Origin of the sequence: Anabaena sp. UHCC 0253 (assembly GCF_009712085.1) — a bacterium.
Lineage (GTDB): Bacteria > Cyanobacteriota > Cyanobacteriia > Cyanobacteriales > Nostocaceae > Dolichospermum.
The window spans coordinates 15677-40671 of the sequence record NZ_VILD01000010.1 but is presented as its reverse complement, the minus strand read 5'-3'; the positions used below and the strand labels follow the sequence as shown (position 1 = coordinate 40671).

The following is a 24995-nucleotide window of genomic DNA, read 5'->3' as shown; positions in this document are numbered from 1 at the left end:
AAACTAGGAAACTATGGACTGGCATCTTTTAGGACTGAGCTTTGTGACGGTGTTTTTGTCAGAATTGGGTGATAAAAGTCAGTTAGCAGCGATCGCTCTTTCTGGACAAGGACAATCTCGAAAGGCTATATTTTTTGGTACAGCAGGTGCTTTAGTATTAACCAGTCTTTTGGGAGCATTAGCGGGTGGTGCTGTCTCTCAATTTTTACCTACACGCATTTTAAAAGCGATCGCCGCCATCGGTTTTGCCATTCTTGCTATCCGTTTGTTATTACCCAATAGTGATGAAAATTAGACAAAAGAGAGAATGAGAAATCTATTTACAACTACTTTTGCCTTTTCTCTCTTACTTAGCTTCCCGCCAACACCAATTTAAAAGCATACCTCCTGCTACTATCTTCAAGGCTTCTAGACCGAAATAACCGCCGTGTAGTAAGTTCATTGTTGCTGGAACTGGATTACTAGGTAGGAAGCTTAAATTAGTTCCGAGAGCGCACATTTGGGGAGTTAAAAAATAAGTATCTAGTAATGCAACTGTTAACAGTAGTCCAGATAATACAATACTGCGCCAAGGCCAATTAGATTTAGTTTTGCTAATAGCCAGTACAGAAGTTAAAACTACACCAGCAGATAACAATTCTAAGCGATTAAAGTTTCCAAAAATCACATAACCTGCGGCAGAAAAATTAGCTTCGTTCATCATGCCAGCAAAATAAAGGCTAGGCATAATTACCCAATCTAAAGCTAGACTAGCACTGAGCCAAAAGCCTAGAGTTAACATCATGGCTGTTTGCCAAGTTGACCGTTTAAATTCGAGATTAGAAATAGCGTTCATAAAAATAATTGCTTTGTTGTCTTCTTAGTGTCTAACTAAGAGAATCACTTTGACAACAAATATCAACTAACTGTTACAAACAAATAAAAAAATAAACTTATAAAAGGATTTTTAGGTGAGTTTGTTAACAATTTTGAAGTTTGATTAACAAATAATTCAAAACGGTTCAACTCACTCGCCGATAATGACCAGGACTTACGCAAATTGCATATTGATAGGTCAGACATCAACAATCTGTTTATTTGCAGGATTTATACGGTCTGACATTAATAAAAAAATTACCAAATCTATTGTGTATCAGTCATTGTTTTCGCTATTATTTTCTTCACCTGTTTCTCCCTCAATAAATTTTTCGTTATCTTTAATAGTTATATTTTCAATATCCTCGACGGAAATATCTACATCTTCTAAGGCTTCTTTAATTTTCTCATAATGCGACTGCTTTACTAAGAATTTTAACATTCTTTCTGTTGTTTTTTCATTGTCGCTTACTTCAATTTGCTGCTTAACAAACTGGCCAATAAACTTGAAAGTTTTGAGGATAATTTTTTTATCACCTTGTTCATAAATTTTGATAATATATTTGTTTACATTTATCTTATCACCAAATTTAATTTTTAAATATTTTGTAAAAGCCACTTTAAATAAAGCTAATAAATGATATAAATTACTTTTAAAAGTAACATCATATGAAAGACCGTGGAAATCACACATTAAATCAAAAATATAAAATGCACAAAGCATATTTTCAAATGTTGTTTCATCATTGAAAATTTTTTCATACAGACCATCTTTATGTTCTTTATGGGAAATGAAATTCAAGTCTTTATTCATTTTAAGTAGTTGATGATAATTTTTTATAACACTGACGGGATCTTGCAAATGATAAGCTAAATAGACGGGTGCCAAAATAACATTTGGAATTTCTATGACATTCTCTGGAGTCTCTCTAAATTCATCACGTCTTTTCTCATACCAAATATTAGTTTGATAGGATGCGTTTTGCAGCATTATCTGTATATCGTCATTAGCACAAAAGTCTCTATCATCTACAGGGTTTTGGGAATTAGTATACCTGGTAACATTCAAATCAAAATCTTTTCCGCCTGATTTTAATAAGCGTAAAGTCACCAAAGATTCACTATCCATCTGCTTACGCTTTGTTGGGGAGGCATCTTTGTAAGCTCGGTAAATGGCATAAACAGTTTGTGCGCCATTAATAATTTGCAATCCTATTAATTCTATTTGTTCAGCTTTTCTGCCAATAGTAGGCAAGAAATAAGTAATTGCTGTAATGCCATTATTGTAGTACCAAAAATAGGCAGGATTGTCCACCGCAGTTCTTTCTATATCTTCATTAAATTGTGATTGAAGTAGAGGATTTCTGACGTTTTTATAAAAAAGAGCAAATCCATATTTTTCAAATAAATCATAGATACTTTTGGGACGAAGTAAAAACATATATGCCTCAAAAGGCTTCTCTATTTTAACAACTCCATTTTTTTGAACTATTTCTAGAGTAACAGGATTTTCTTCTGGATTTTGGTAGCTTTCTAGAGGATTTAAAGGTTCTATTTTTTTATATGTTCTGTCAATATAATCTACTTTTATGCGATTTATATCAATTACTTCAAATTTGATTTTTTCATCATTTTTTTTAAAAACACTAATGTTTTCGTCCGCTCCTCCTTTATATTGAGAAAGTGTCAAAAATATAAATTTAACCTCTCCATTAGCTTTGAGGTGATTATCCAGATCCTCTAATTTTGCTTTTAGTTTTTCATTAACATTTTGTTTTTCTCCTCGTAAAATCGTATCAAAATCATTAAGTGCTTTCAGTATTTCATCTTTCTTAGTTTCTTTTTCTGAATTATCAGCCGTGTTCCATTTTGACTGAACGACATAAAAAATTTTATCTCCCTGATTGTTTGTGTTATCAAAAACAATGTCGCAAGAACTATCTTTATCGCCATCCGTAATAAAATCTTTATAGTTAGATTTTCTCCCATAAAATTCGAGAAACCAAATTAAGAGGGCATAAGATTTTTGATTGTTGATAACACCTTTATATTTTTTTATGAGTTCATCTTCTTGATATTTTTCCAAAAGTGTATTAAGGTTGCTATCAATTTCATGATAAAATTCTTTTGTAAGCATATAAAATCTCCATAAAAACAAATTATTTTTAAGTGTTAAACTACAGGCTATTAAATTGAAAAGCCTAACTATCTATTATACTGATATTTTCCTGTTAGAGTATTCCAAGTAAAAAAATGCCCAATTGTCATTGCGTTCGCGGAGCGTGGCGTTAGCCATATGGAGCGGAGCGGAATGAAGCAATCTCTGGTTTTGGATCATTTATTGTTTGGAACACTCTTATCCAATCCCTATACAACAAAAAGCTGAAAGTTCCTGTATATTTTCCCTATAGAGAATAATATCCAGAAACTTTCTCATACAACACTAACAAAAATTAAGGTATCCTTTCGAGTCAAATTACCAAAAATGGTTATTTTTCTTTAAATGTCCAAACACCGTCATCCCAATCATTATCAGATGGGGGTGATTGTAACCAATGCTGACAACGACTCATGTATAACATCGAGGCTTTGTCTTGATTGTCAGCGGATAAAGCTTTCACAAACTCTGCGAGGGCTGAGGTGAATTGACGTTTGAGATAGTATTCACGCCCTTTGTGGTAATGCTCAATTACTTCTAGTTTGGCGCTATCAATGTGATCAGTTCGCGTTCCTATTAATTCATAGATAGCAACTGGTTCATTGCGTCCTTTAACGCGGATGTAATCTAGTTCTCTTGCCCAAACACTATCTTGGCAGATTTTATATGTATTGTCGCTGATAATAATATCGCAACCATACTGTTTGCTGACGCTTTCTAATCGAGAACCCAGATTGACACCATCACCAATAGCGGTAAATTCCATGCGTTTACTAGAGCCGATATTGCCACTAATGACGGTATCAGAATTAATGCCAATGCCAATTTTAATAGCACATTGATTAGTTGATTGGCGAAGTATATTTAATTCTCGCAAGCGATCGCGCATTTCTAGAGAAGTTTGGACTGCCATGACTGCGTGTTCTGCTAAGGGGAGAGGAGAACCAAATACAGCCATGATGGCATCACCGATATATTTATCTAGAGTGCCTTTATGTTTAAAAACTGCTTCTACCATTGATTCAAAATATTCATTCAGCATTCTTACCACTTCTTCAGCTTGCATATTTTCTGTAAGAGTGGTGTAGCCGCGAATATCTGAGAATAAGATAGTAACTTCTTTGCGATCGCCTCCTAATTTCGCATCATCTAATTTTAGTAATTCTTCCGCTAATTCCTGGGTCATGTAGCGGTACATTGTACTTTTCAGACGCTTTTCATCACTAATATCTTCCATTACCACCAATGCACCACAGACTTTCTTTTCGTCTTTGATATCGGAAATGCTATTTAGTGATAAGTTAACGCTGTGTTGCTCTGTTCCTGTGGTTAATAAAGTGCGATCGGGATAATATTGCTGGCCTTCTTTGGAATTATTAGACTGGAGAGTATTCTGAAACCACTTGCTAAAGTCTCCCTCTTTCAGATTGACAATATCACTGACCATTTTGCCTTCCAAAGCCTCTTCCAAACCAAAACCTAGCAATTGTTTAGCACTTTCATTAGCTGTAATAATTACACCATTTTGATCTGTAGAAATCACCCCATTAGAAAGACTCCGCAAAATATCCCGCTGCATTTTTTCTTGTTGTTTAACTCTGGCAAACAACTGAGCATTTTGCAAAGCTACTCCGGCTTGGATATTAAATGCTTCCATGAATTCTTCATCATTTTTATCAAAACTAGCTTGGAAACATTCAGGAGAGTTAGGCCAAGAAGCTGGATTATAGGGTGGAAACTCTCCAACTTTCTTTTTATTAACTAACTGAGTCACACCAATCAATTCCTGATCGCTATTAAATATTGGCATACACAGCAAACTACAGGTGCGATAGCCATTACTTTGATCCATTTTTTGAGCCGTTTCCGAGTCAGGATGCTCATATAAATCAAAGGGAATATTCAGTTTTTTCCCAGACGCAGCAACTATACCCACAAAACCTTGACCCATGGGTACACGCAATAATTTAGCAATACCATCAGCTTGATATATTTTTGTCCACAAATCTTGGCGATCGCGATCTATTAACCACAGTGTACTGCGGTCGGCGTTCATTAATTCTTTGGCCTCATCCATGACTCGTTTGAGGGTTTCTTCTAAATCAAGGCCACTTTGACTTAGAGATTTAATTGCTTTCATTAATGCGGCTGCTGCTCTTTGTTTTTGAGTCGCAAGATAGAAAGATCGAGATGATTCTAAAATCAGACGAATTGAAGGGGCAAATTCTAGAAATACATTTTCATCAACTTCAGTAAACCCTTTTGTATCAACTCTTTCTGCAAGAGCCGCTTCAGGATCATGAATGGGTTTTAATTTATTGAGTAATTGGACTACCGCAACTAATTGATTATTTTCTGTATTTAACAGTGGCAATGCCAACATTGTATAAGTTCGGTAGCCATTTCTTTTATCTTGCTCTTGAGCAAAATTTGACCGGGGATCATCATAAAAATCAAAGGGGATATTTACTACTCGTTTGAAAGTAGCAACTTCACCTGCAATACCTTTGTTGGCGGGAATCCGAATTTCTAAAGGGCGTTTAGTTTGCCCCTCTGCTAAAATAGACCAGAGTTCACCTTGTTCTTCATCTAACAAAAATATCGTTGTCCGATCTGCTCCTAATAATTCCCCAGTTTTGAGAGTAATTGAATGGAGCATTTCCTGGAGGATTGTCTCAAAACCTTGATAATCCAACATGGATAAGGTTTGGTTAACAACCTGTAATTTCTGCTCTACTTCTTGAACTACCTGTTTAAAAGTATCCTTATTTAAGGGAGCAAGAAACTGAGAAATAGTTCCTTTTTGTGTAGTTAAAGAAACTACATTATCAGGATGTTTTTGTCCCCTATTGTTGGGTAGAGGATTAATATCAATAATCACATCTGTGTTCACTTCAGCATTTGTTTCATGCACTGACATAACTATCTTCCAATATGGTATGATTTAGGGTTGAGAAAATGTCAACGATAATATTTAAGATTTATTTTAAATCTTTTTGGTATCCATACTTATTTAACAGTATCTACATCTGCTATGCAATTGTTTTTAGCCAATTGATTGTTTCTGATTACTGCTATAGCTCACCATATCAGATTCAACAGTAGGAGATTTTACAAATTGCGAATAATAGAATTGTCGTCATATCCTCAAATATAATTATGAATTGGATGATATGCCAACAACATGAGCAGATGATTTGGAAATCCTTAATTGACATCCTCATGGTGACAATAGGAAAATCAAATAAGATAAGTTTAATTATAAGGTATAGTCGGCATTTTCAAACTCCCAAGTGTGCAGTTGATCACATACACAAATAGGGAATGTCAAATTTAGACAAGTAGGGGCAGGGTTTCCCTGCCCTAAATATAAAATAACCAGTATTAAAAATGTAAAAGATTTGACAGTTAATTTATTTTAAATTAAGTAATAAATTGAGAAATAATTCAAAATCCTCATAAATTTATCCATGAGTGGCAAGGGAATCCAACTCCCCTGCACTGCTTCTGTAGTCAGAATTTATCTCATGGTGACGAATTCTTCAGCGGCTGAAGGATGGATACCAACGGTAGCATCAAAGTCAGCTTTGGTTGCGCCCATTTTTACAGCGATCGCTACACCTTGGATAATTTCTGCGGCGCTATCTCCCACCATGTGAGCGCCCAAAATCTGATCGGTGTTAGTATCTACGATCAACTTCATCATGGTTTTTTCCTGCTTACCTGCCAAAGTGTAGTACATAGGGCGGAAGCTAGTCCGATAAATGTTGATCCCATCATCACCGCATTTGGCTCTAGCTTGGGCTTCTGTCAAGCCGACTGTGGCAGCTTCTGGGGTAGTAAATACGGCTGTGGCCACGGTTTCGTGACTAAATTCGCGGCGGTTGTTGCCAAATTCACTATCAGCAAAAGCCCGTCCTTCTCCAATAGCGACTGGAGTGAGATTTAAGCGGTCTGTGACATCCCCGACAGCAAAAATGTGGGGTTGGCAAGTTTGGCTATATTCATTGACAGCGATCGCATCTGAGGTGCTGTATCCTGGTTCTTCTTCAGAACTGGGAACACAATCAAGTTGGGCATTTTCTAAACCTAACCCTTCCACATTGGGACTGCGACCGGTGGCTACTAAAAATACATCAGCAATGATTGGTTCTTGATTTTCTCCAGATAAAGTTAATTTCAGCCCTGCGCTGACTTTTTCTATGGCTGTCACTTCAGTATTTTGGATAATACGAATGCCATGATTCGTCATTCCTTCTTGGATACTGGTGCGGATATCTTGATCAAAACCATTCAAAATTTCCTCTTTGCGGATAATTTGTGTGACTTCCGAACCCAAACCGCGCATGATACAAGCAAATTCACTGCCAATATAACCAGCACCAATGATAGCAATGTGTTTGGGTTGAGTTTTCAGGTGAAAGATTTCATTAGAGGTAATACCGTGTTCTATCCCTGGAATCTCTGGTTTAAAGGGACGGCCACCAACAGCAATTAAAATTTTCTCGGCTGTATATTTTTTGCCATTAACTTCGACTGTGTGGGGATCTATAAAACTAGCACGACCAGAAATTAATTCTACGCCGGCTTTTTCTAAAAAGCTGATGTGTAGTGCTGAGAGTCGTCGGACTTCGTTATCTATAGATGTAATGAAATGTTCCCAATCAAATTTTACATCTCCCACAGTCCAACCATAACCTGCCGCTTCTTGGAATTGGGCGGGAAAGTGAGAACCGTAAACCATGAGTTTTTTGGGGACACAACCGCGAATTACGCAAGTACCACCAACTAAATCATATTCGGCGATCGCCACTTTCGCACCATAACTAGCCGCCCGTTTAGAAGCAGCCAAACCCCCCAGAACCAGCACCAATCACAAACAAGTCGTAATCAAAAGTCATAGATATCTACTTTTTTAGCTAAAATTCGGCTATTCAACTATCCCAGGATATTCAATATCCTGTATTCAGTCTTGCCTTGATTTAATCTAGCGTTAGTAGCTGCTGTGATGCTAACAGGAAATTCAGTCATCATCATCATCTAAGTCACTCGGTTGATTAGTATTGCCACCACCGGGGACACCATCGGAATTACCTGGTCCGTTACTATTGCCACCACCGGGGACACCATCGGAATTACCTGGTGCGTTACTATTGCCACCACCGGGGACACCATCGGAATTACCTGGTGCGTTACTATTGCCACCACCGGGAACGCCATCGGAATTACCTGGTGCGTTAGTATTGCCACCACCGGGAACACCATCGGAATTACCTGGTGCGTTAGTATTGCCACCACCGGGGACACCATCGGAATTACCTGGTGCGTTAGTATTGCCACCACCGGGGACACCATCGGCATTACCTGGTGCGTTACTATTGGCATCTCGCTGGATTTGTAATATTACTTGTCCCGTTTCCACAAAAGATTCAACTGAGAGATTGTCTCTAGAATTATTAACAGGTGAATTTCCTCTAATTAAGTCCTGGTTGGGACTATTTTCCGCAATAGAGGCATTCTGTAAAAAAGATGGGTTTTCAATTACTCCTTGTCCAGTAATCGGCGTTTGTATTGCTAAAGCTGCATTTATTTCAGCTTGAACACCAGCGAGTGTTGGATCTGATATCGCATTAGAACTTTGATTAGTTAAATTTAATCCTTTGATTAAATCACTTGTTTCGTAAAAGTTCCTCAAATCAAAATCGTATAATCCCTGAAATTTATCTGCAACTACAACCATTAATTGTCCAGCTTCTAAAACATAATTTTGGGAAGCTTTCTGATTAAAAACCTCAATCCCGCTATTTGTTAGCGCCCCGACAATAGTTGTATCTGTTAACGGATTATAACGCACAAATAAGGCTGAACCACGAATTGCGGCGGCTGCATTTGGTGTTTTAATCTGTGTTTGCCCCTGTCCCGGTGTAATCAGTAATAATACAGTCCCGTTGGATAGCTGAAAATTACGTTGTTTCGGCACAAATTTAAAAACGGCTTGTTCTCCCAACCGTGCCAAAGATCCATCATTAAAACGTAAATCTGCAAGAGAGGATCTACCAGTAGATACACTATCCCCAGGTGTGATAATATCTAACTTACGGGCAGGACGCTTGTTTAAGTTATTTTTAGGGATAAATTGAACTATGTTTTGAAGTTTTTGAATTTCCGCTTTTGTTAAAGGAGTCAGAGCGATCGCTCGATTAGATAAAGGTGAAGGTAAAAAGATACCTGTCCATAAAACTAGCAAAAAATATGGTAAAAATTTAGTACACATAACTCAGAGTTTTCACTAATTAGAAATAGTTTGTGCTTTTAGTTGGAAGTTGAGTTCCAACTTTTCGGCTTTTATTCATAAGAATTGTGAAATTTAGTTTATTAAGATGCAAGCAATAATCCCCAGAATCAAACCTCAAGTTTGTAAAGACTTATTTTTTTCAATCATATTAGTTTCTTTCATTGGAAACTGCTGTGATCTTGGAAAAAATAGAGTTTGGGCAACTAATTTAGAAAATCAGGAAAATCCCGATGAACCCGTATCTAATGTAACATATTTTTCAAATATAGAGGAGAATCAGCAGTCTGATGATGATCAAGTAAAATACTCAGAAATACAAGTAGAAACTCTAAAGCAAGACTTCAGCAATTTGCAACAGCTAGAAGAATCTAGGTACTTACCAACAAAAACTCCAAAGCCAATAGAGAAAAGATACAATCAATCTGATATTAATTCATCTCAGCAGCTAGAGCCACTTATTCAGGATTTACAAGAGCAAGCTCAAGTACCCCTAGAATCAGATATTAATCAGGAGTTGGGTTTACGGGTGAGGCCAAAACCGTTAGAAGGTATATCCCCAGTTGAATCTAAACCTATCGGCTCTTTAAAAGCCCGTGTTGGTTACTTCCAAGCAAGTAATATCTTTTCTGCTCAAGATAATCCTATAGAAGATGGTTTAGTTTTTTCGGGCTTAACTTTGGCTTCTACGTATTTCCCTCTAAGCAGCAGTACCTATATCAACGGTTCTATTGATGGGAATTTGATTCGTTATCTCGACCAATCAAAATACAGTTACAATCAAGTAAGATTGAATTTAGGTATTTACCAACAATTATCTCAGAAAATGTATGGAGAACTGAGTTGGAATAATCAACAGTTATTCTATGCTCAAAATGACAATTTTTTCCAATCTGGAGAACGCTTTTTAAATGAACATTCTTTGCGTCTATCTTTAGGAAGAAGGGATACTCTCAGCCAGAAGTTAATGCTAGATAGTATCTATGAATTAAGTGTTAATTTTTCTGATCCAGAAAGTCGTAGTCGGGTAATTAACTCTTTTTGGGTTTCTTTAAATTACTATTTACAAAAACCCTTGCAAGTTGGCATTAATTACAAATTAAATCTATCAGATTTCACCCAAAGGGAAAGAGAAGATCAATTACACCGTTTATATGCAAATTTAAATTACAGTATATCTAAAACAAGTAATGTAAATCTGCAATCTGGTATGAATTTTGGTGATTCTAGCCAAAGCAATATTGATTTTTCTAGCTGGTTTTTCAGTGTAAACTATAATTTTGAATTAGGTAAATTTTGAAATTGGTAATTGGTAATGGGTAATTGGTAATAGTTTACGCTTCTAACAGTGGACAACTGACAACTGACAACTGACAACTGACAACTGACAACTGACAACTAACAACTGACAACTGACAACTGACAACTGACAACTAACTAATAACTAATCCAATCACTCCAACTACCAGCGTAAAGTTTAGCTGTGGGAATTCCGGCTATAGCTAGAGAAAGTAAATTTACACAAGCTGTGACACCAGAACCACAATATACTAAAATTTCTTTGGTTGTGTCTATATTTTGCCAACGTTGAGATTGTTCTATATGGGGAAGTATGCACCCAGACGCATCAGTTACTTCTGTCCAAGGATAGTTGACAGCACCGGGAATATGTCCAGCAACTTTATCAATTGATTCTCTTTCTCCACGATAGCGATCGCCTTCCCTAGAGTCAATCAAAACTACATCTGGGTTATCTTTATGAGTTTTTACATAAGTAAAATCTACAACTTTCTCACTTTGTACATAGGGAATAAATGTTCCTCCCCTAGATGTAGGAATTACTTTGGTCACAGAATAACCTGCTTTTTCCCAACAGTCAAAACCACCATCTAAAACAGCTACTTGTTCATGTCCTAAATATCGCAATAACCACCATAAACGAGATGCAAAAGCTAAACGAGAATCATCATAAGCTACTACTAAAGTTTTTTGGGAATTTACCCCAATAGCTGATAATTTTTCCGCTAATTCAGCAATGTTTGGTAAAGGATGTCTTCCTCCATGTTCTCCCACAGGACTAGATAAATCTTGATTTAAGTCTAAATAGTAAGCACCCGGTATATGATTAGCTTCATATTGCTTTTTTCCTAACTGTGAATCAGCTAAGGAAAAACGACAATCAACAATCACAACTTGAGGATTATTGAGATTTTCAAATAGCCATTGTGGAGAAACAATAAGTTGATTATTCATAATTGGTAATTGGTAATTTTTTTCCTTTTTCTTCTGACTCTTGACTGGGTGCAGTCCCTGCGCCCCTACTAACTTAAATGCCCAATTTAGAAAAATTTACACCCCAAAAAACAAAAGATGGCTCTTTTACGTTCTTTTCCCCAGAATTTAACGAAACCTTTCATAGCCATTATGGAGCAAAACAAGAAAGTTTATTCAAGTTTGCTGTCCCTACTCAATTAGCAACTTTAGCTAAAAAGGGAACGGTACAACTGTTAGATGTTTGTTATGGTCTAGGATACAACACAGCAGCGGCTTTACAAACCATTTGGGAAGCAAATCCTAGTTGTCACGTAGAAATTATTGGTTTGGAACTAAATCCAGTTGTACCCCAAGCAGCAATTACCCATCATTTATTTGATAGTTGGAACTACGATTGTCCAGATATTTTAACTCAAATAGCTTTTGAGCATCAAATCCAAACAGATCACCTCCAGGCTAAATTACTAATTGGTGACGCGAGAAGTTCAATTCTCCAGGTACATCAATCAGGTTTTCAAGCTGATGCAATTTTTCTTGATCCCTTTTCACCACCAAGATGTCCCCAGTTATGGACAGTGGAGTTTATCCAAAAAATAGCACAATGTTTACATCAAAATGGGTCACTCGCTACCTATTCTTGTGCTGCTGCGGTAAGAACTGCACTGTTATCTGCTGGTTTAATTATAGGCTCGACTTCACCCGTAGGAAGACGCACACCAGGGACAATAGCAGCACATCCCCCCACAGACGCAAACTCTACTCAGCCCAGTCTTCCCCGTATTTCTCCAGCAGAAGCAGAGCATTTACTGACTCGTGCAGCTATTCCCTATCGAGATCCTTACTTAAGTGATAGTGCGGAAATAATACTCAAGCGCCGACAACAGGAAGTACAAAGCTCCGTGCTAGAATCAACTTCACAATGGCGCAAAAGATGGAAAAGGTAGAATTTAAAGATACATTATATATATTTATTGCAATTTTAAAGTTTTGTTAAAGATAAAACTTTACTAAAATTAATATTTGTGTAATAATTTCCATGTAGATTCCCAGTCCGTGAGTAAGTATTTAGTTTCGTCAAGTAAGATCATCAAATTATCAAATCATATTAAAAATACCTAAAAGTTTCAAAACTAAATAATATCTTGTCGCTAACTAACAACAGAAATAGTTCACGTTGTCAAATCATTAGGGGGTAATTTCGTGCTTCAACAACAATTAAAGTCTTTGGATTCTACAAACAATCAAGAAAATCTCATCCGAGAAATAGCAACACCTTTATTTTCGGACATCGAATATAATACTACTAATATCTATGATTCTATAGTTTATAAAACTTCGAGTGTTTTAAAAAATCATCCAAATTTAGAAGGTACTGATCAACTATTGTTTTTTTTTGCTGTAGCGATCGGTAGTCGTGATCCTGATACAGGTGATCACTGTGAAAGACTGGTAAAAATGGGTTCTGAATTTGGAAAATATCTACAACTTTCACCTGTGGAAATTCGAGATATAACCTGGGGTGCTTATCTCCATGATATAGGTAAAATAGCGACTCCTGATACAGTGTTGCTGAAAAAGGAAAAACTTACCCCAGATGAATGGGAGATTATGAAGCAGCACGTTGTGATCGGAGAAAGAATTTGTCAGCCATTAGCAAGTACGAAAGGTGTGCTTCCTATTATTCGCAATCACCATGAACGCTGGGATGGTTCAGGTTATCCTGACGGACTTAAAGGAAATGAAATCCCCTATATAGTTCAAGTATTTCAAATTATTGATATTTACGATGCTTTGATTAGTACAAGACCTTATAAAAAAGGGCTGACATCAGAATTAGCAATTTCACTGATGTGGAAAGAAACTAATACTGGTTGGCGTAATCCGGAACTGATGGAAAAGTTTACCGAATTTATTCTCCAGTCAGACAATTTCAGAACAAAATATTAACAATCTTTGTCTGTTAAAGAAATCTCGAAAATTGGATACATCACGTGAACAATAAAAAGTCTTCTTCTTATTTGAGATGATTAACTGATATGATCTGACCTTGAACAGAACAATTCAAAAAAGCATTTATCGCAAATTCACTGATAATTAATTATGGTTGTTGTAACAATTCTCGCAGCAGGAAAAGGAACAAGAATGAAATCTAACCTACCCAAAGTTTTACATTCTTTGGGAGGAAAATCTTTAGTTGAGCGCGTTATTGAAAGTGTTGAACTCCTTTCACCTTCACGCAGGTTAGTGATTGTTGGTTATCAGTCCCAGGAAGTAAAAACCGCCCTGGATTCAATTTATGGACTGGAGTTTGTAGAACAGACTGTACAATTAGGCACAGGTCATGCTATCCAACAATTGCTTCCCCATTTAGAAGGTTACACTGGGGATTTATTGATTTTAAATGGTGATGTCCCTTTGTTGCGGACGGAAACTTTGAAAAACCTTTTACAAACTCACCAAGAAAATGAGAATTCCTGTACTATTCTCTCTGCACAATTAGCAAATCCCCAAGGTTATGGAAGAGTTTTTCGTAACAGTGATGGTACTGTTCAAAAAATGGTTGAGGATAAAGATTGTACTCCTAACCAAAGAGAAAATAATCGAGTAAATGCGGGTATTTACTGTTTCCGTTGGCCAGATTTAGCAAAGTTTTTGCCTCAATTAGAAGCTAATAATGCCCAAAAAGAATATTACCTGACTGACGCTGTAACTCAAGTGGGGAAGGTGATGGCTGTAGATGTGCAAGATTATCAAGAAATTTTGGGAATTAATGATAGATTGCAATTAGCAACAGCTAACGATATTTTGCAAAGACGGATTAAGGAAAAATGGTTGTTAGCAGGTGTGACGTTAATTGATCCTGCAAGTATTACTATTGATGAAACTGTGGAATTACAACCAGATGTAATTATTGAACCGCAAACTCATTTGCGAGGGAAAACGGTAATTAAATCTGGTAGTCGGATTGGTCCAGGAAGTTTAATTGAAAATAGTGAGTTGGGTGAAAATGTCACTGTTCAATATTCTGTAGTCACAGATAGTATTATTCAATCTCAAACTCGGATTGGACCTTATGCTCATTTACGTGGTCATGCAGAGGTGGGTATCGGTTGCAGAATTGGTAATTTTGTAGAGTTGAAAAATACCCAATTAGGCGATCGCACTAATGTAGCACATCTCTCATATTTAGGTGACACAACAGCGGGAACTCAGGTAAATTTTGGTGCGGGGACAATTACTGCTAATTATGATGGTGTGAAGAAGCATAGAACAATTATAGGCGATCGCACCAAAACCGGTTCTAATAGTGTTTTAGTTGCACCTATTACTGTGGGGAATGATGTCTACATAGCCGCAGGTTCAACGGTGACAGAAGATGTCCCTGATGATTCTTTAGTAATTGCACGCAGTCGTCAAGTTGTGAAACCAGGTTGGAAGATGAAAACTGACAGTTAATATTTTTTAGGGTGCATTAATAACGCACCCTTTTTGTTTCGCGCAAAGGAGCAAAGACGCAAAGGAAGAAATACATTTTTATGCAGAAATCTGATTAATTCCTACTTTATAAATTACCTGTTCTCGTACCGAATTTGCAGCAGCTAGAGCTATTTCTTCCCAATCACTAGCTAATAATAAAATAGGTAAAAGTGATTTTAATAAATCCCGATTAGATATAAATTCTTCAACATTATATAATTCATCTTGTTTTAAAATATCGTGCAGTGCTGATAAAGCTATAGGTTGGGGTAATTGTAGTCTTTGAATTAATCGTTTTTGTGCTACTTCTACTGCTGTTTTTTCTCCTATACCCAAATTCCATTCTTTCAAAAGTAATCGCAGTTCTCGGTTGAGTGATACGCGCAACTGTGTCATTCTTCCGAACATTCCAGGATTTTGCAATACAGCGTGAATTGCTAAACCCCAATCTAATCCTGCTGTCACGTCGCAGTCGGTTTCATCTTCAATTTGAATTGCTTCTTGGAGAGATGCTGGGTTAAAAAGTAAATCAATAGCTTCAGCTACATTTTGGTTATTATTCATAATTACTCCCTGCATCATTTTTGTAGTCGTAAGATACCATATTCAAAGTAGGTAAGATTCTCGTATTCTTCATCAATACCAAGATTGAGCATATTTTGGTTTTCATAAAATCGTTCCGCAGTTGGAAGTGAATGCAGTCCAATTCTTCCACCATAACCTAACTCTACACTTCTGAGTCGTGCATATCTCAATAATGCAGTCCCTACACCTTTGTATCGTGGTGGACGTTGTATTTCTTTACGATTCCAAGGAGCAGAGGTAATGTACTGGATATATACTAATCTTTGCCCAATTGCAGAGCGTGAACCGTGTAATTGAGTTTCCACCATCATTAACCCTTGAGTACAATCTTCACATTCCAGCGCATAGCCTTCTTGGTTGTCTTGTTTGCTAATATATCCCAGTTTAAATAACCAATCCCAAAACTTATCTTCTGCTTGAAAAACTCGTAACTCCTCGCGCCATAAGTTTTCATAATCATGGATGTGCTTTTGAGATAATTCAACAAGATTGGCGTTAACTGGTGAGTTGTCTGTACCTCGATTTAATTGAATTTGTAGCTGCACTAATAAACCCTGTCTGAATTTTTATATAAGTTGAGTTTATCGCTGAATGGGTTTCGTATAGTGCATAATAATAGATATTTTCATTTGTACTAGATTCAATAAGTTTCTACTTACAATAAAAATACTCTTTTTGGATTAATCTCTCATAAATGTGTCTAATCGACATATCTACTACATACCTTAATATTAATTTGATATGCAAAAAATATTATTTTGTGCAGCACAAAAACATAAAAATGGCATATAATGGGTAGTATGAACATGAACTGCCATTATAAATAAGGCAGTTTTATCACACATAAAACAAAGGTAAGGACATGAAAATTGCAACAAACTATACGCCAAAAGGCAAAAAATTAGACACAGGGCAGGATTCAGTCGTTTCAGGAGAAACCCAAAGCCCTAGTGTGCAAGACTCTCCCAACTCTACATCTGGAAAGCGAATATCAGTTTTAATGACTGATGAAGCTGCCGAGCTACTGCACTACTTAGCGGAAACGCAAGGTGTTTCTAAAAGCGAAGCTCTTAGAAAGGCTATAGCGACTGAAGCCTATTTTCTCAAAGAAAGAAAAAATGGCTCTCAGATTCTGCTTCAAAAACCCAATGAGAAGATTAGGGAGGTGATTTTCAGATAAGGATAGGGTAGAGGTGGGGAGAGTAACCCAGCAAACTCTACGAAAAAGTTCTTAAAATGACTGTTAACAACATCGCAAAACAAGTACCTACTAACCAAGTGCTAACATCTGTTGGTACTCAAGATGATAAAAATAATTCTCTACTTCCTGATGAGTTAGTGGTAGTAAGTACAGTAGGTGATGAACCTGTTTCACGAGAAATAAGTGAGGAAGCATTCCTCAAACTTACGTTAGCTCATAAGAATGAAGACAACAAAGCCAGACTACTTATTTTCCTGACAGGGATATTTGCATCTAGCTTGGTTGCTCTAATTTCAATATCATATATCGCTTTGGACAAATCCGATAGCGTGAGGGGTTTTGTTAAAGACATTATTCCGATTGTAATCGCACCACAAGTAACGCTGTTAGGAGTGCTAAGACGGGATAAAGGTAAGAAAGATGATTAAAGATATTTAAAAATAGTGAACAACCCCTACTAAATTAGCCCATGTAGGGGTTTTTCTTTGGGAAAGTTTTCAGTTTAGAATTGAGATAGCAGTAAGCAGAAATATTAGCTAAAACCAAAATAAATGTTTTTCATGAAGCGAAAAATTTAACATGGAAGAACTACTGGAAATTAGACAACTCTTACAACAAGGAAAAATCCATGAAGCATTACTATTAGTGGATGAATTAGAAGAAATGAGCCTCAGTGATAAAATCAATAAAATTGATAGTTATGGCGTAATTCTCCTCATCCATTTAATCAAACAAAAAGCTGAAAAACGTTCTACCCGTTCTTGGGAACTTTCCATAGAAAATGCAGTACGGGAAATCAATAAAATTAATAAACGCCGCAAATCTGGTGGTGTTTACTTGAATCAAACAGAATTAATGGAAATTCTTCAACAAGGATATCAAGTAGCACTAAAAAGAGCGGCGTTAGAAGCTTATGAAGGACGTTATGAAACAGAAGAATTAGCAGCTATGGTTAATGAACAAGAAATTTTATCTCTGTCGCTAGAATTAATTCAACACTAGCAAATTCCAGGGTGTGTTAACTTACTAACACACCCTGGAAAACTGAATTTTATCTAAGAATGAAAGGGACAACCACCTGCGGTTAATTTTTGGAGAAAGGCGTTATTATCAAAATAATGCTCTAAAGATTCAATCTTTAAATCTTCAGTCACACGAGCAATACTCATACCTGTAACTTCTATTGTTTCTCCTGTGGGTACATATTCTTTGTAAGTACCTGTAAATGTCCCCCAATGTCGCCATTTAAAGCTGACATTAGGAGGTCCAGAAAGCACTTCTGTTAATTCCCATAAAAAACCATTGGGAAAAGCATTATGAAATAGTTCATAGGAAGATTCAAAGGTTTCAGCCGCAGGACAATAATGTTCATTTTCAACTATAAATAAGTTATAAGTCCCTTGTTTGACAACTTCTTCCGCAGTATATTTTTCTCCTCCATTGCTGCTCATTCTAAACTTATCACCAACAATAGAAAGCCATTGTTGAGGATTAAGTTTATAAGAAGCTTCCATCTCAAATGTCCGAACTAGGTTTTGAGCGATCGCTTCTAATGAACCTTCTGGATGATTGAATTTACTTTCTTGGTGGAGAAATTCATTAGTGTAGGAATAATCCGGTTTATTTCCTTCTCTCCATACTACCCCTTGATCCTGAGCAAGGACTTTTTCTCTATCTTGCACCCAAAGAGGTAATTCTGTAGTGTTATCGCTACTCATTTAAGCTTACGTACTAAAAACAACTTTAATTAGCATAAAGGCTTATGTAATCATATGAGTATCAAAATGATCAAAAACTTAACACACATAAAAAATCGGCGTTGCTGATTAAGAGTATGAATTTTAGTCTCACGCAAAGGCGCAAAGACGCAAAGGTAAGAGTTTTAAAGATTCAATTTAGGAATTTCATACCTCAATTCAGCAACGCCAAAAAATCAAACCACATTAATGTGGTTTGAAAAGTTCAAAAACTATTTACACCTTTTATGCTGTGACTTCTTCCTTCACTTCTTGCTGTAAAGATGAAAACAATCTGTTTAGTGCATTTACGTAAGCTTGCGCCGATGCTACAATAATGTCAGTATTGGCTGCATGACCTGAAAATACACGGGATTCATGGCGTAAACGAATTGTCACTTCTCCCAAAGCATCAATTCCCCCGGTGACAGATTGCACAGAAAACTCAATCAACTCATTCTGTACATTGACTACCCGATTGATGGCTTTGTACACCGCATCTACTGGACCAGTACCAATGGCTGCATCAGTTAATTCTTCCCCGTCAGGAGTGCGGAGAGTGACTGTAGCAGTGGGTTTAGCGTTGCTACCACAGGAAACCTGTACTAACTCTACTTTAAATAACTCTGGTGCTTGTTGAATCTCATCATTAACGATCGCTTCCAAATCCCAATCAGAGATTTCTTTCTTTTTATCAGCTACGTCTTTGAATTTAACAAAGGCTTTATTCAATTCGGTTTCTGATAGTTCAAAACCCAATTCTTTCAAGCGAGTCCGAAAAGCATTTCTCCCAGAATGTTTACCCAATACTATTTGATTGTCGGATAAACCAATCAATTGGGCATCCATTATTTCATAAGTGAGTTTGTTTTTCAATACCCCATCTTGGTGAATCCCAGACTCATGAGCAAAGGCATTTGCACCGACAATTGCTTTATTTGGTTGCACCAACATTCCCGTTAAATTGGAAACCAAACGGGAGGTTTTATAGATTTGTTTGGTGTCAATATTGGTGAGTGATGCTTCTGAATTTTCAGCGCGTCCTAAGAAGGGATTAAAATATTGTCTGCGGACGTGCAGAGCCATGACTAATTCTTCTAAAGCTGCATTTCCGGCTCTTTCACCAATGCCATTGATGGTACATTCTAGTTGACGAGCGCCGTTTTTGACAGCTTCTAAAAAGTTAGCAACTGCTAAACCCAAATCATTATGTCCGTGAACCGAAATAATGGCTTTGTCAATGTTGGGGACATTTTCAGTAATGCCTTTAATGATTGCCCCAAATTCGCTGGGGGTAGTGTATCCTACGGTATCAGGAATATTAACAGTTGTTGCCCCAGCAGCGATCGCTCTTTCCAATACTTCATACAAAAATTCTGGATCAGAACGTCCGGCATCTTCTGGAGAAAATTCTACATCATCGGTGAAACTTTTAGCATAGGCTACCATTTCTTCAGCGATCGCCACTACTTCTGGTCTAGTCTTTTTTAACTTATATTGCAGGTGAATATCAGAAGTGGCAATAAAAGTATGAATTCTGCCTTTTGCTGCTGGTTTGATAGCTGCTGCTGCGGCTTTGATATCATCATGTCTGGCTCTGGCCAAACTACAAATCACTGGACCATTTTCTGTTCCCACAGTTTGGGCAATTTTGCTAACTGCTTCAAAATCTCCAGGACTAGCAAAAGCAAATCCAGCCTCAATAATATCTACTCCTAAACGTGCTAGTTGTTTGGCAATAACCAGCTTTTCGTCTATGTTGAGAGTTGCTCCTGGACACTGTTCTCCGTCGCGCAATGTTGTGTCAAAGATGATAATTCTATCGGCTTGTTTACTCATTAGCTTAACCTTGTTTAGTTTTGAGAGGGGGCTAAATAAAAGAAAATATGGGAATTAGGAGCAATCAAATGTGGTTTTATCCTCGTCCGATAGAATTGATTCTGCTCGGTAACTCCTAATTCCTAAATTCTTTCTTGATAAAATAGCTTGAACTAGGAACTTTAGTCTTTCACTCTGAGATTTATAAATAAATACTAAGGTTATTAACCGTCAGTTTTTTCTATTCTGTCTCTAATATCGTTCAAGTCTATATATCTATCAGTAGCATTGCGTAGCTCCCTGGCAATCATGCCTTCAGTTGATACTACTGTAATATGCGTATTTTTTGAGCGTAATAGTTCGATAGCTCTTTCAAAGTCACCATCCCCGCTGAATAATACAACTCTGTCATATTGATCTACTGTATTAAACATATCAACGACAATTTCAATATCTAAATTCGCTTTTTGGGAATAACGACCAGAAGCATCGTCATAATACTCTTTAAGGATTTTCGTGCGGACTGTATATCCTAAACTGATGAGTGCATCTCGGAAGCCGCGTTGGTCTTGGGGGTCTTTTAATCCAGTGTACCAGAAAGCATTAATTAATGTTGTTTCTGACTGTTCGTATTTAAAGTATTCTAAAACGCGCCGTGGGTCAAAAAACCAGCCATTTTTTTGTTGAGCATAGAACATATTGTTTCCGTCTACAAAAATAGACAGACGATTCATTGGAGAACCCATAAAAATTTACACCTAATAATAGATAAGAATGCTAGATGGAATAATAGATTATAGCAATTATTAAATGGTAATTTTGCTAATATCTATGAAGTAGATAATCATGTATAGCTATTATCTTACCTCTTTTAAAGCCAGAAATTGGACTAAATATCCAAGTGAGATCCTAATTATTTAAATTGTTTCACCTCCGGTACTTAATAAAAATGTTCTTTGAGCAAAATCTACCAACAAAATTGACCTAGTAACAGGATTCTGCAAGAGGTCTAATATTCAATTTTACTCCTAAAGAGGTATAGTATAGGATTTTGGGTAGAGGATAGGCTGATATCCATCAATAGTTTTTTTATCAACTTTAGTGATGAATTGAGATGATTATCAATACTTCAGAAGACAGAGAGGACTATTGAGGATACGCATCTAGGATATCCTAAATGAACGCCTAAAATTTGGCGAATACTCAATGACATCAGTTTTAATAAGTCAATGACTCCAAATATAAATTTTTATTACAACTACCCTTGCCTGTAATCACAGAGGATGGTTCAGTTACATAAAGGTGGAGATGTATTTGTATAGAGGTTTTGTACAGCAAATATACTGATATAAGTTAGATGAAAATTAGCGGATAGTTGACAAACGGATAAGATGCTCATTTAAGTCTTACATTTGAAGTTTTTAGGAGTCGAACAGGGTTCTGAATAAATAAAAGTGTTGTACTTAAATTAATCAGTAACACAATATGGAACAAGAACCTATATCTAGCTTAACTAAAAAATCAGCTTCTGTTGGCAAATCAGGACAGCAGTCCCAGCGAGCGGTGAGTTTGATTCATTTACTAACTGGTACTTCCGCATTGATAGCAGCTTTACTGAGCGTGTCTGGTGGAACGGGAGTGCAATGGATGGAAAATCAAGTGGTGACAACTTGGTTTCAACTGCGGGGGACAATAAAACCGCCCGAAGATATTGTAATTTTAGCAATTGATGATCAGTCCATCTCCACTCCTGAACAGTACTATAAATCAGATCCACAACAGTATGCCTACCTAGAACCACTGAAATCTTTCCCATACAAGCGAGAAGCTTATGCTCAAGTCATCACTAAGTTGATGAAGGCTGGGGCGAAGTCAGTAGCATTGGATCTAGTTTTTGACAAGCCTAGCACTTATGGTGAAGATGACGATCGCCAATTACAGACAGTATTACAAAAATATGGCAATAAAGTAACTTTAGCGGCACTTTACGAAAATTTTGATACACATCAAGGAGCATTTACACAATTAGCCCAACCCCAGAGGATGTTTCTCACTGCGTCAGTATCCATTGGGACTGTAAATTTCCCCTTAGATGTAGATGGTAAAATTCACCGACTAGGTGGTGAGTTTAACAAGTCTTTGTCTGTGGATGATCTGATCAATACCAAAATTCCCTCCTTTGCAGAAGCAATTTTAGCATCTGCACAAGTAAAATATCCACAACCAAAGGGCGATCGCATTTATTTTTGGGGAAATCAAGGGACATTTGAAACCATTTCTTTTTGGTCTGTTCTCGACCCAGAAAACTGGAATAATTATTTACAACAGGGAAAAGTTTTTCAAGATAAAATTGTGATAATTGGGGCTACAGCCCAGTTACTTCATGATATTCACCCCGTAGCTATGTCCGCAAATCAAAGGATGGCTGGGGTCGAAATTCATGGTAATGCGATCGCTAGTTTGATGACTAATAAAACCATTGCTCCAGCCTTTAATAATTCCATATTAAATGGTTTATTTGTGCTGATATTGGTAGGTAGTACAGGTTTGGTAGTGACTAGAACTAGAAATGGGATTAAGAGACTTTTATTAAGTATGGCTGTGGCTATGACTTGGGGAGGAATTAGTTATGGGAGCTTTATTTATAGTCACATAATGTTACCTACCACAATACCAATAATAGCGATCGCCTTCAACGGAATTGGTTACTTTAGTTCGGAAGTTATCAAAGAAAAAATTAACAAACAACAATTAGTCACAATTTTTCAAAAATATCAATCATCCCCCATTATTCAGGAAATTCTCAGCCAACAAAATGACCTCCAAGACCTGATTCAAAAAAGAGATTTAGAAGTCAAAGGTAAAATACTCAGTGGACGTTATCAAATTATTAAAGTCCTTGGTGCTGGTGGATTTAGTGAAACCTACATTGCTGAAGATATCCACCGTCCAGATCACCCACAATGTGTTGTCAAACAACTTAAACCAGCTACCGCTAAAGAGGAAAATTTAGCCCTGGCTAGACGGTTATTTAATTCTGAAGCAAAAACCCTGGAAAGGTTAGGAACACATAATCAAATTCCCCAACTTCTCGCTTATTTTGAAGAAGACCAAGAATTTTATTTAATTCAAGAATACATAATTGGTCATCCCCTCAGCAAAGAATTAGGATTAGGTAAAAATCTCCCAGAAAATTTAGTTATTAAACTATTGAAAGACCTTTTGCAAATTATCCGATTTGTCCATGAAAATGGCGTAATTCATAGAGACATTAAACCCAATAATATCATTCGTCGAGAATCAGATCAAAAAGTTGTCTTAATAGATTTTGGTGCTGTGAAAGAAGTCAGCACTCAAATTACAGAAAGTTTTGATTCAACAGCTTTTACGATTGGGATTGGAACTAAAGGTTATTCACCGAATGAACAATGTTTTGGTCGTCCTCAATATAATAGCGACATTTACGCCATTGGTATGATTGGTATTAAAGCTTTAACAGGTATTTCTCCCCACGAATTAAAACATGATAGCAATGGAGAAGTAATCTGGTTAAATCATGCCACCGTTACTGAACCTTTTGCAGAAGTTATCAAAAAAATGGTCATGGATGATTATAAACAACGATATAATTCTGCATTTGAAGTGATAGAAGCTTTAAATAAAATCCCCATATCTGAATATGAAAATATGGGGACAGAAACAGACTATTCAGATGATGATATTGATGCTGACGCTGCTACTGCACCTTGGATAGAAGATACTTGATTTGGTAATTGGTAATTAGACCTCTCTTCCTGCTGTCACCTTCATCCAAACAGATGTATAAATAAATTTTGGCAAGTTGAATCTAACCACAGATATAGTTCTATCTACTTCTTTAGCCTGAAGTTAATTTCATAATTAAAGTCTAAACTAAGGTAAATTTATCATAGCAAAGTCAACTTTTAGCTAGAAACATTTAGTTATAAGTTAGAGGTTGTTAAGCAGAAATATTTTTATTTAAAAACGCCTCTGACTCATAATTATTGTACTTATGATCCAAAATATTGATTTGAATACGGGAGATAAAAATGGAATATAGCGAGTTCATAACCCATGTACAAAGTCTGTCACAATCAGAATCTCGTGAAGAGGCAGAAGTAGCTACTCGTGCGACTTTAGAGGTACTTACACAAATTATTCCTAGTGAGGAAATAGCAGATTTATCAGCACAAATACCCCAGGAGTTAAGAGAGTATTTACGTAGAAATGAAACGGAGACTATTCAATCTTTTCATTTGCAGGAGTTTATTGAAAGAATCAGTCAAAAAGAAAGTTTAGAACCAACTACGTCTATTATTCATGTACGGGCGGTTTTTGCTGTTTTACAAAATGCTGTTGCTTCTGATAAATTTCGCAAATTTTATAACTATTTTTCTCATGATTATGAGGAGTTGTTTACGATGTCAGTTACAGATAGAATTTCTGTTTAGTTAGGAGAAATTTGCGAATTAAAAATTTAAGATGCCCGATTTCTTGAAGAAATCGGGTATATTTGTGTTTACCCATGATTTAAAATTGGCTATAGGTGCAAAATTACAGCACTTCCCAGTGTGATAT

19 protein-coding genes and 2 pseudogenes are annotated in these 24995 nt (G+C 36.6%); 10 read left to right on the top strand and 11 right to left on the bottom strand.

Translation table 11 applies throughout. The features are described from left to right. Window positions 1-13: 13 nt before the first annotated feature. On the top strand, window positions 14-295 hold the full coding sequence (locus FJR38_RS23045; RefSeq protein WP_168539650.1) for a TMEM165/GDT1 family protein: 282 nt from the start codon (window positions 14-16) through the stop codon (window positions 293-295). Between the two features lie 51 nt (window positions 296-346). Here the strand turns inward: FJR38_RS23045 and FJR38_RS23040 are convergent, their stop codons facing one another. The 5 genes and pseudogenes from FJR38_RS23040 to FJR38_RS23020 all read right to left on the bottom strand — a co-directional run bounded on the left by FJR38_RS23040 (window position 347) and on the right by FJR38_RS23020 (window position 9287). Further along, complete coding sequence (locus FJR38_RS23040) at window positions 347-835, bottom strand: DUF4149 domain-containing protein (protein ID WP_168499058.1); 489 nt, start codon at window positions 833-835, stop codon at window positions 347-349. A gap of 297 nt (window positions 836-1132) precedes the next feature. Beyond that, on the bottom strand, window positions 1133-2992 hold the full coding sequence (locus tag FJR38_RS23035; RefSeq protein ID WP_168539648.1) for an AIPR family protein: 1860 nt from the start codon (window positions 2990-2992) through the stop codon (window positions 1133-1135). A 352-nt stretch (window positions 2993-3344) separates the two neighbouring features. Next, entirely contained in the window at window positions 3345-5933 is a 2589-nt protein-coding gene (locus FJR38_RS23030) for a GAF domain-containing protein (RefSeq protein ID WP_168539646.1), read from the bottom strand. 600 nt (window positions 5934-6533) lie between these two features. Continuing rightward, window positions 6534-7914: pseudogene (gor, locus tag FJR38_RS23025) on the bottom strand (glutathione-disulfide reductase). Window positions 7915-8036: 122 nt separating this feature from the next. Further along, window positions 8037-9287, bottom strand: coding sequence for a FecR domain-containing protein (locus FJR38_RS23020; RefSeq protein ID WP_168539644.1), 1251 nt, complete (start codon window positions 9285-9287; stop codon window positions 8037-8039). A 106-nt stretch (window positions 9288-9393) separates the two neighbouring features. Here FJR38_RS23020 and FJR38_RS23015 point away from each other — a divergent pair, with 106 nt between their 5' ends. Further along, window positions 9394-10605 carry a hypothetical protein gene (locus FJR38_RS23015; RefSeq protein WP_174764112.1) on the top strand — a complete coding sequence of 404 codons (1212 nt, stop codon included), beginning with the start codon at window positions 9394-9396 and terminating at the stop codon, window positions 10603-10605. A gap of 137 nt (window positions 10606-10742) precedes the next feature. On the opposite strand, the gene FJR38_RS23010 is transcribed toward FJR38_RS23015, so the two are convergent. Further along, window positions 10743-11561 (bottom strand): sulfurtransferase, encoded by an 819-nt coding sequence (locus FJR38_RS23010; RefSeq protein WP_168539822.1) that lies wholly within the window; start codon window positions 11559-11561, stop codon window positions 10743-10745. Between the two features lie 74 nt (window positions 11562-11635). On the opposite strand from FJR38_RS23010, the gene FJR38_RS23005 reads away from it, so the two are divergent. From FJR38_RS23005 to glmU, 3 genes and pseudogenes are all read left to right on the top strand, one after another. Continuing rightward, entirely contained in the window at window positions 11636-12523 is an 888-nt protein-coding gene (locus FJR38_RS23005; protein WP_168499990.1) for a tRNA (5-methylaminomethyl-2-thiouridine)(34)-methyltransferase MnmD, read from the top strand. 433 nt (window positions 12524-12956) lie between these two features. Further along, window positions 12957-13526: pseudogene (locus FJR38_RS23000) on the top strand (HD-GYP domain-containing protein); the annotation flags it as partial. Between the two features lie 153 nt (window positions 13527-13679). After that, on the top strand, window positions 13680-15035 hold the full coding sequence (gene glmU / locus FJR38_RS22995; RefSeq protein WP_168539642.1) for a bifunctional UDP-N-acetylglucosamine diphosphorylase/glucosamine-1-phosphate N-acetyltransferase GlmU: 1356 nt from the start codon (window positions 13680-13682) through the stop codon (window positions 15033-15035). A 78-nt stretch (window positions 15036-15113) separates the two neighbouring features. Here glmU and FJR38_RS22990 read toward each other — a convergent pair whose 3' ends face one another. Both FJR38_RS22990 and FJR38_RS22985 read right to left on the bottom strand, forming a co-directional pair. After that, entirely contained in the window at window positions 15114-15620 is a 507-nt protein-coding gene (locus tag FJR38_RS22990; protein WP_168539640.1) for a hypothetical protein, read from the bottom strand. 14 nt (window positions 15621-15634) lie between these two features. Next, the gene (locus FJR38_RS22985) at window positions 15635-16186 is read right to left on the bottom strand and encodes a GNAT family N-acetyltransferase (protein ID WP_168539638.1); all 552 of its coding nucleotides are present in this window, start codon (window positions 16184-16186) and stop codon (window positions 15635-15637) included. 317 nt (window positions 16187-16503) lie between these two features. On the opposite strand from FJR38_RS22985, the gene FJR38_RS22980 reads away from it, so the two are divergent. The 3 genes from FJR38_RS22980 (at window position 16504) to FJR38_RS22970 (ending at window position 17844) form a co-directional block, all read left to right on the top strand. Beyond that, window positions 16504-16821 carry a ribbon-helix-helix domain-containing protein gene (locus FJR38_RS22980; RefSeq protein WP_168499982.1) on the top strand — a complete coding sequence of 106 codons (318 nt, stop codon included), beginning with the start codon at window positions 16504-16506 and terminating at the stop codon, window positions 16819-16821. 56 nt (window positions 16822-16877) lie between these two features. Further along, window positions 16878-17270, top strand: coding sequence for a hypothetical protein (locus FJR38_RS22975; protein WP_168499980.1), 393 nt, complete (start codon window positions 16878-16880; stop codon window positions 17268-17270). Between the two features lie 151 nt (window positions 17271-17421). Then, window positions 17422-17844 carry a DUF29 family protein gene (locus tag FJR38_RS22970; protein WP_168499978.1) on the top strand — a complete coding sequence of 141 codons (423 nt, stop codon included), beginning with the start codon at window positions 17422-17424 and terminating at the stop codon, window positions 17842-17844. Between the two features lie 53 nt (window positions 17845-17897). Here FJR38_RS22970 and FJR38_RS22965 read toward each other — a convergent pair whose 3' ends face one another. The 3 genes from FJR38_RS22965 to FJR38_RS22955 all read right to left on the bottom strand — a co-directional run bounded on the left by FJR38_RS22965 (window position 17898) and on the right by FJR38_RS22955 (window position 21142). Next, window positions 17898-18560, bottom strand: coding sequence for an ester cyclase (locus FJR38_RS22965; protein WP_168539636.1), 663 nt, complete (start codon window positions 18558-18560; stop codon window positions 17898-17900). 264 nt (window positions 18561-18824) lie between these two features. Further along, the gene (locus FJR38_RS22960; protein WP_168539634.1) at window positions 18825-20417 is read right to left on the bottom strand and encodes a 2-isopropylmalate synthase; all 1593 of its coding nucleotides are present in this window, start codon (window positions 20415-20417) and stop codon (window positions 18825-18827) included. Between the two features lie 203 nt (window positions 20418-20620). Continuing rightward, complete coding sequence (locus FJR38_RS22955; RefSeq protein WP_104387051.1) at window positions 20621-21142, bottom strand: NYN domain-containing protein; 522 nt, start codon at window positions 21140-21142, stop codon at window positions 20621-20623. Between the two features lie 739 nt (window positions 21143-21881). Here FJR38_RS22955 and FJR38_RS22950 point away from each other — a divergent pair. After that, window positions 21882-24161 carry a serine/threonine-protein kinase gene (locus tag FJR38_RS22950; RefSeq protein ID WP_168539632.1) on the top strand — a complete coding sequence of 760 codons (2280 nt, stop codon included), beginning with the start codon at window positions 21882-21884 and terminating at the stop codon, window positions 24159-24161. A gap of 305 nt (window positions 24162-24466) precedes the next feature. Continuing rightward, window positions 24467-24868, top strand: a complete 402-nt coding sequence (locus FJR38_RS22945) for a DUF2267 domain-containing protein (protein WP_168539630.1) — start codon at window positions 24467-24469, stop codon at window positions 24866-24868. Window positions 24869-24995: the final 127 nt, after the last annotated feature.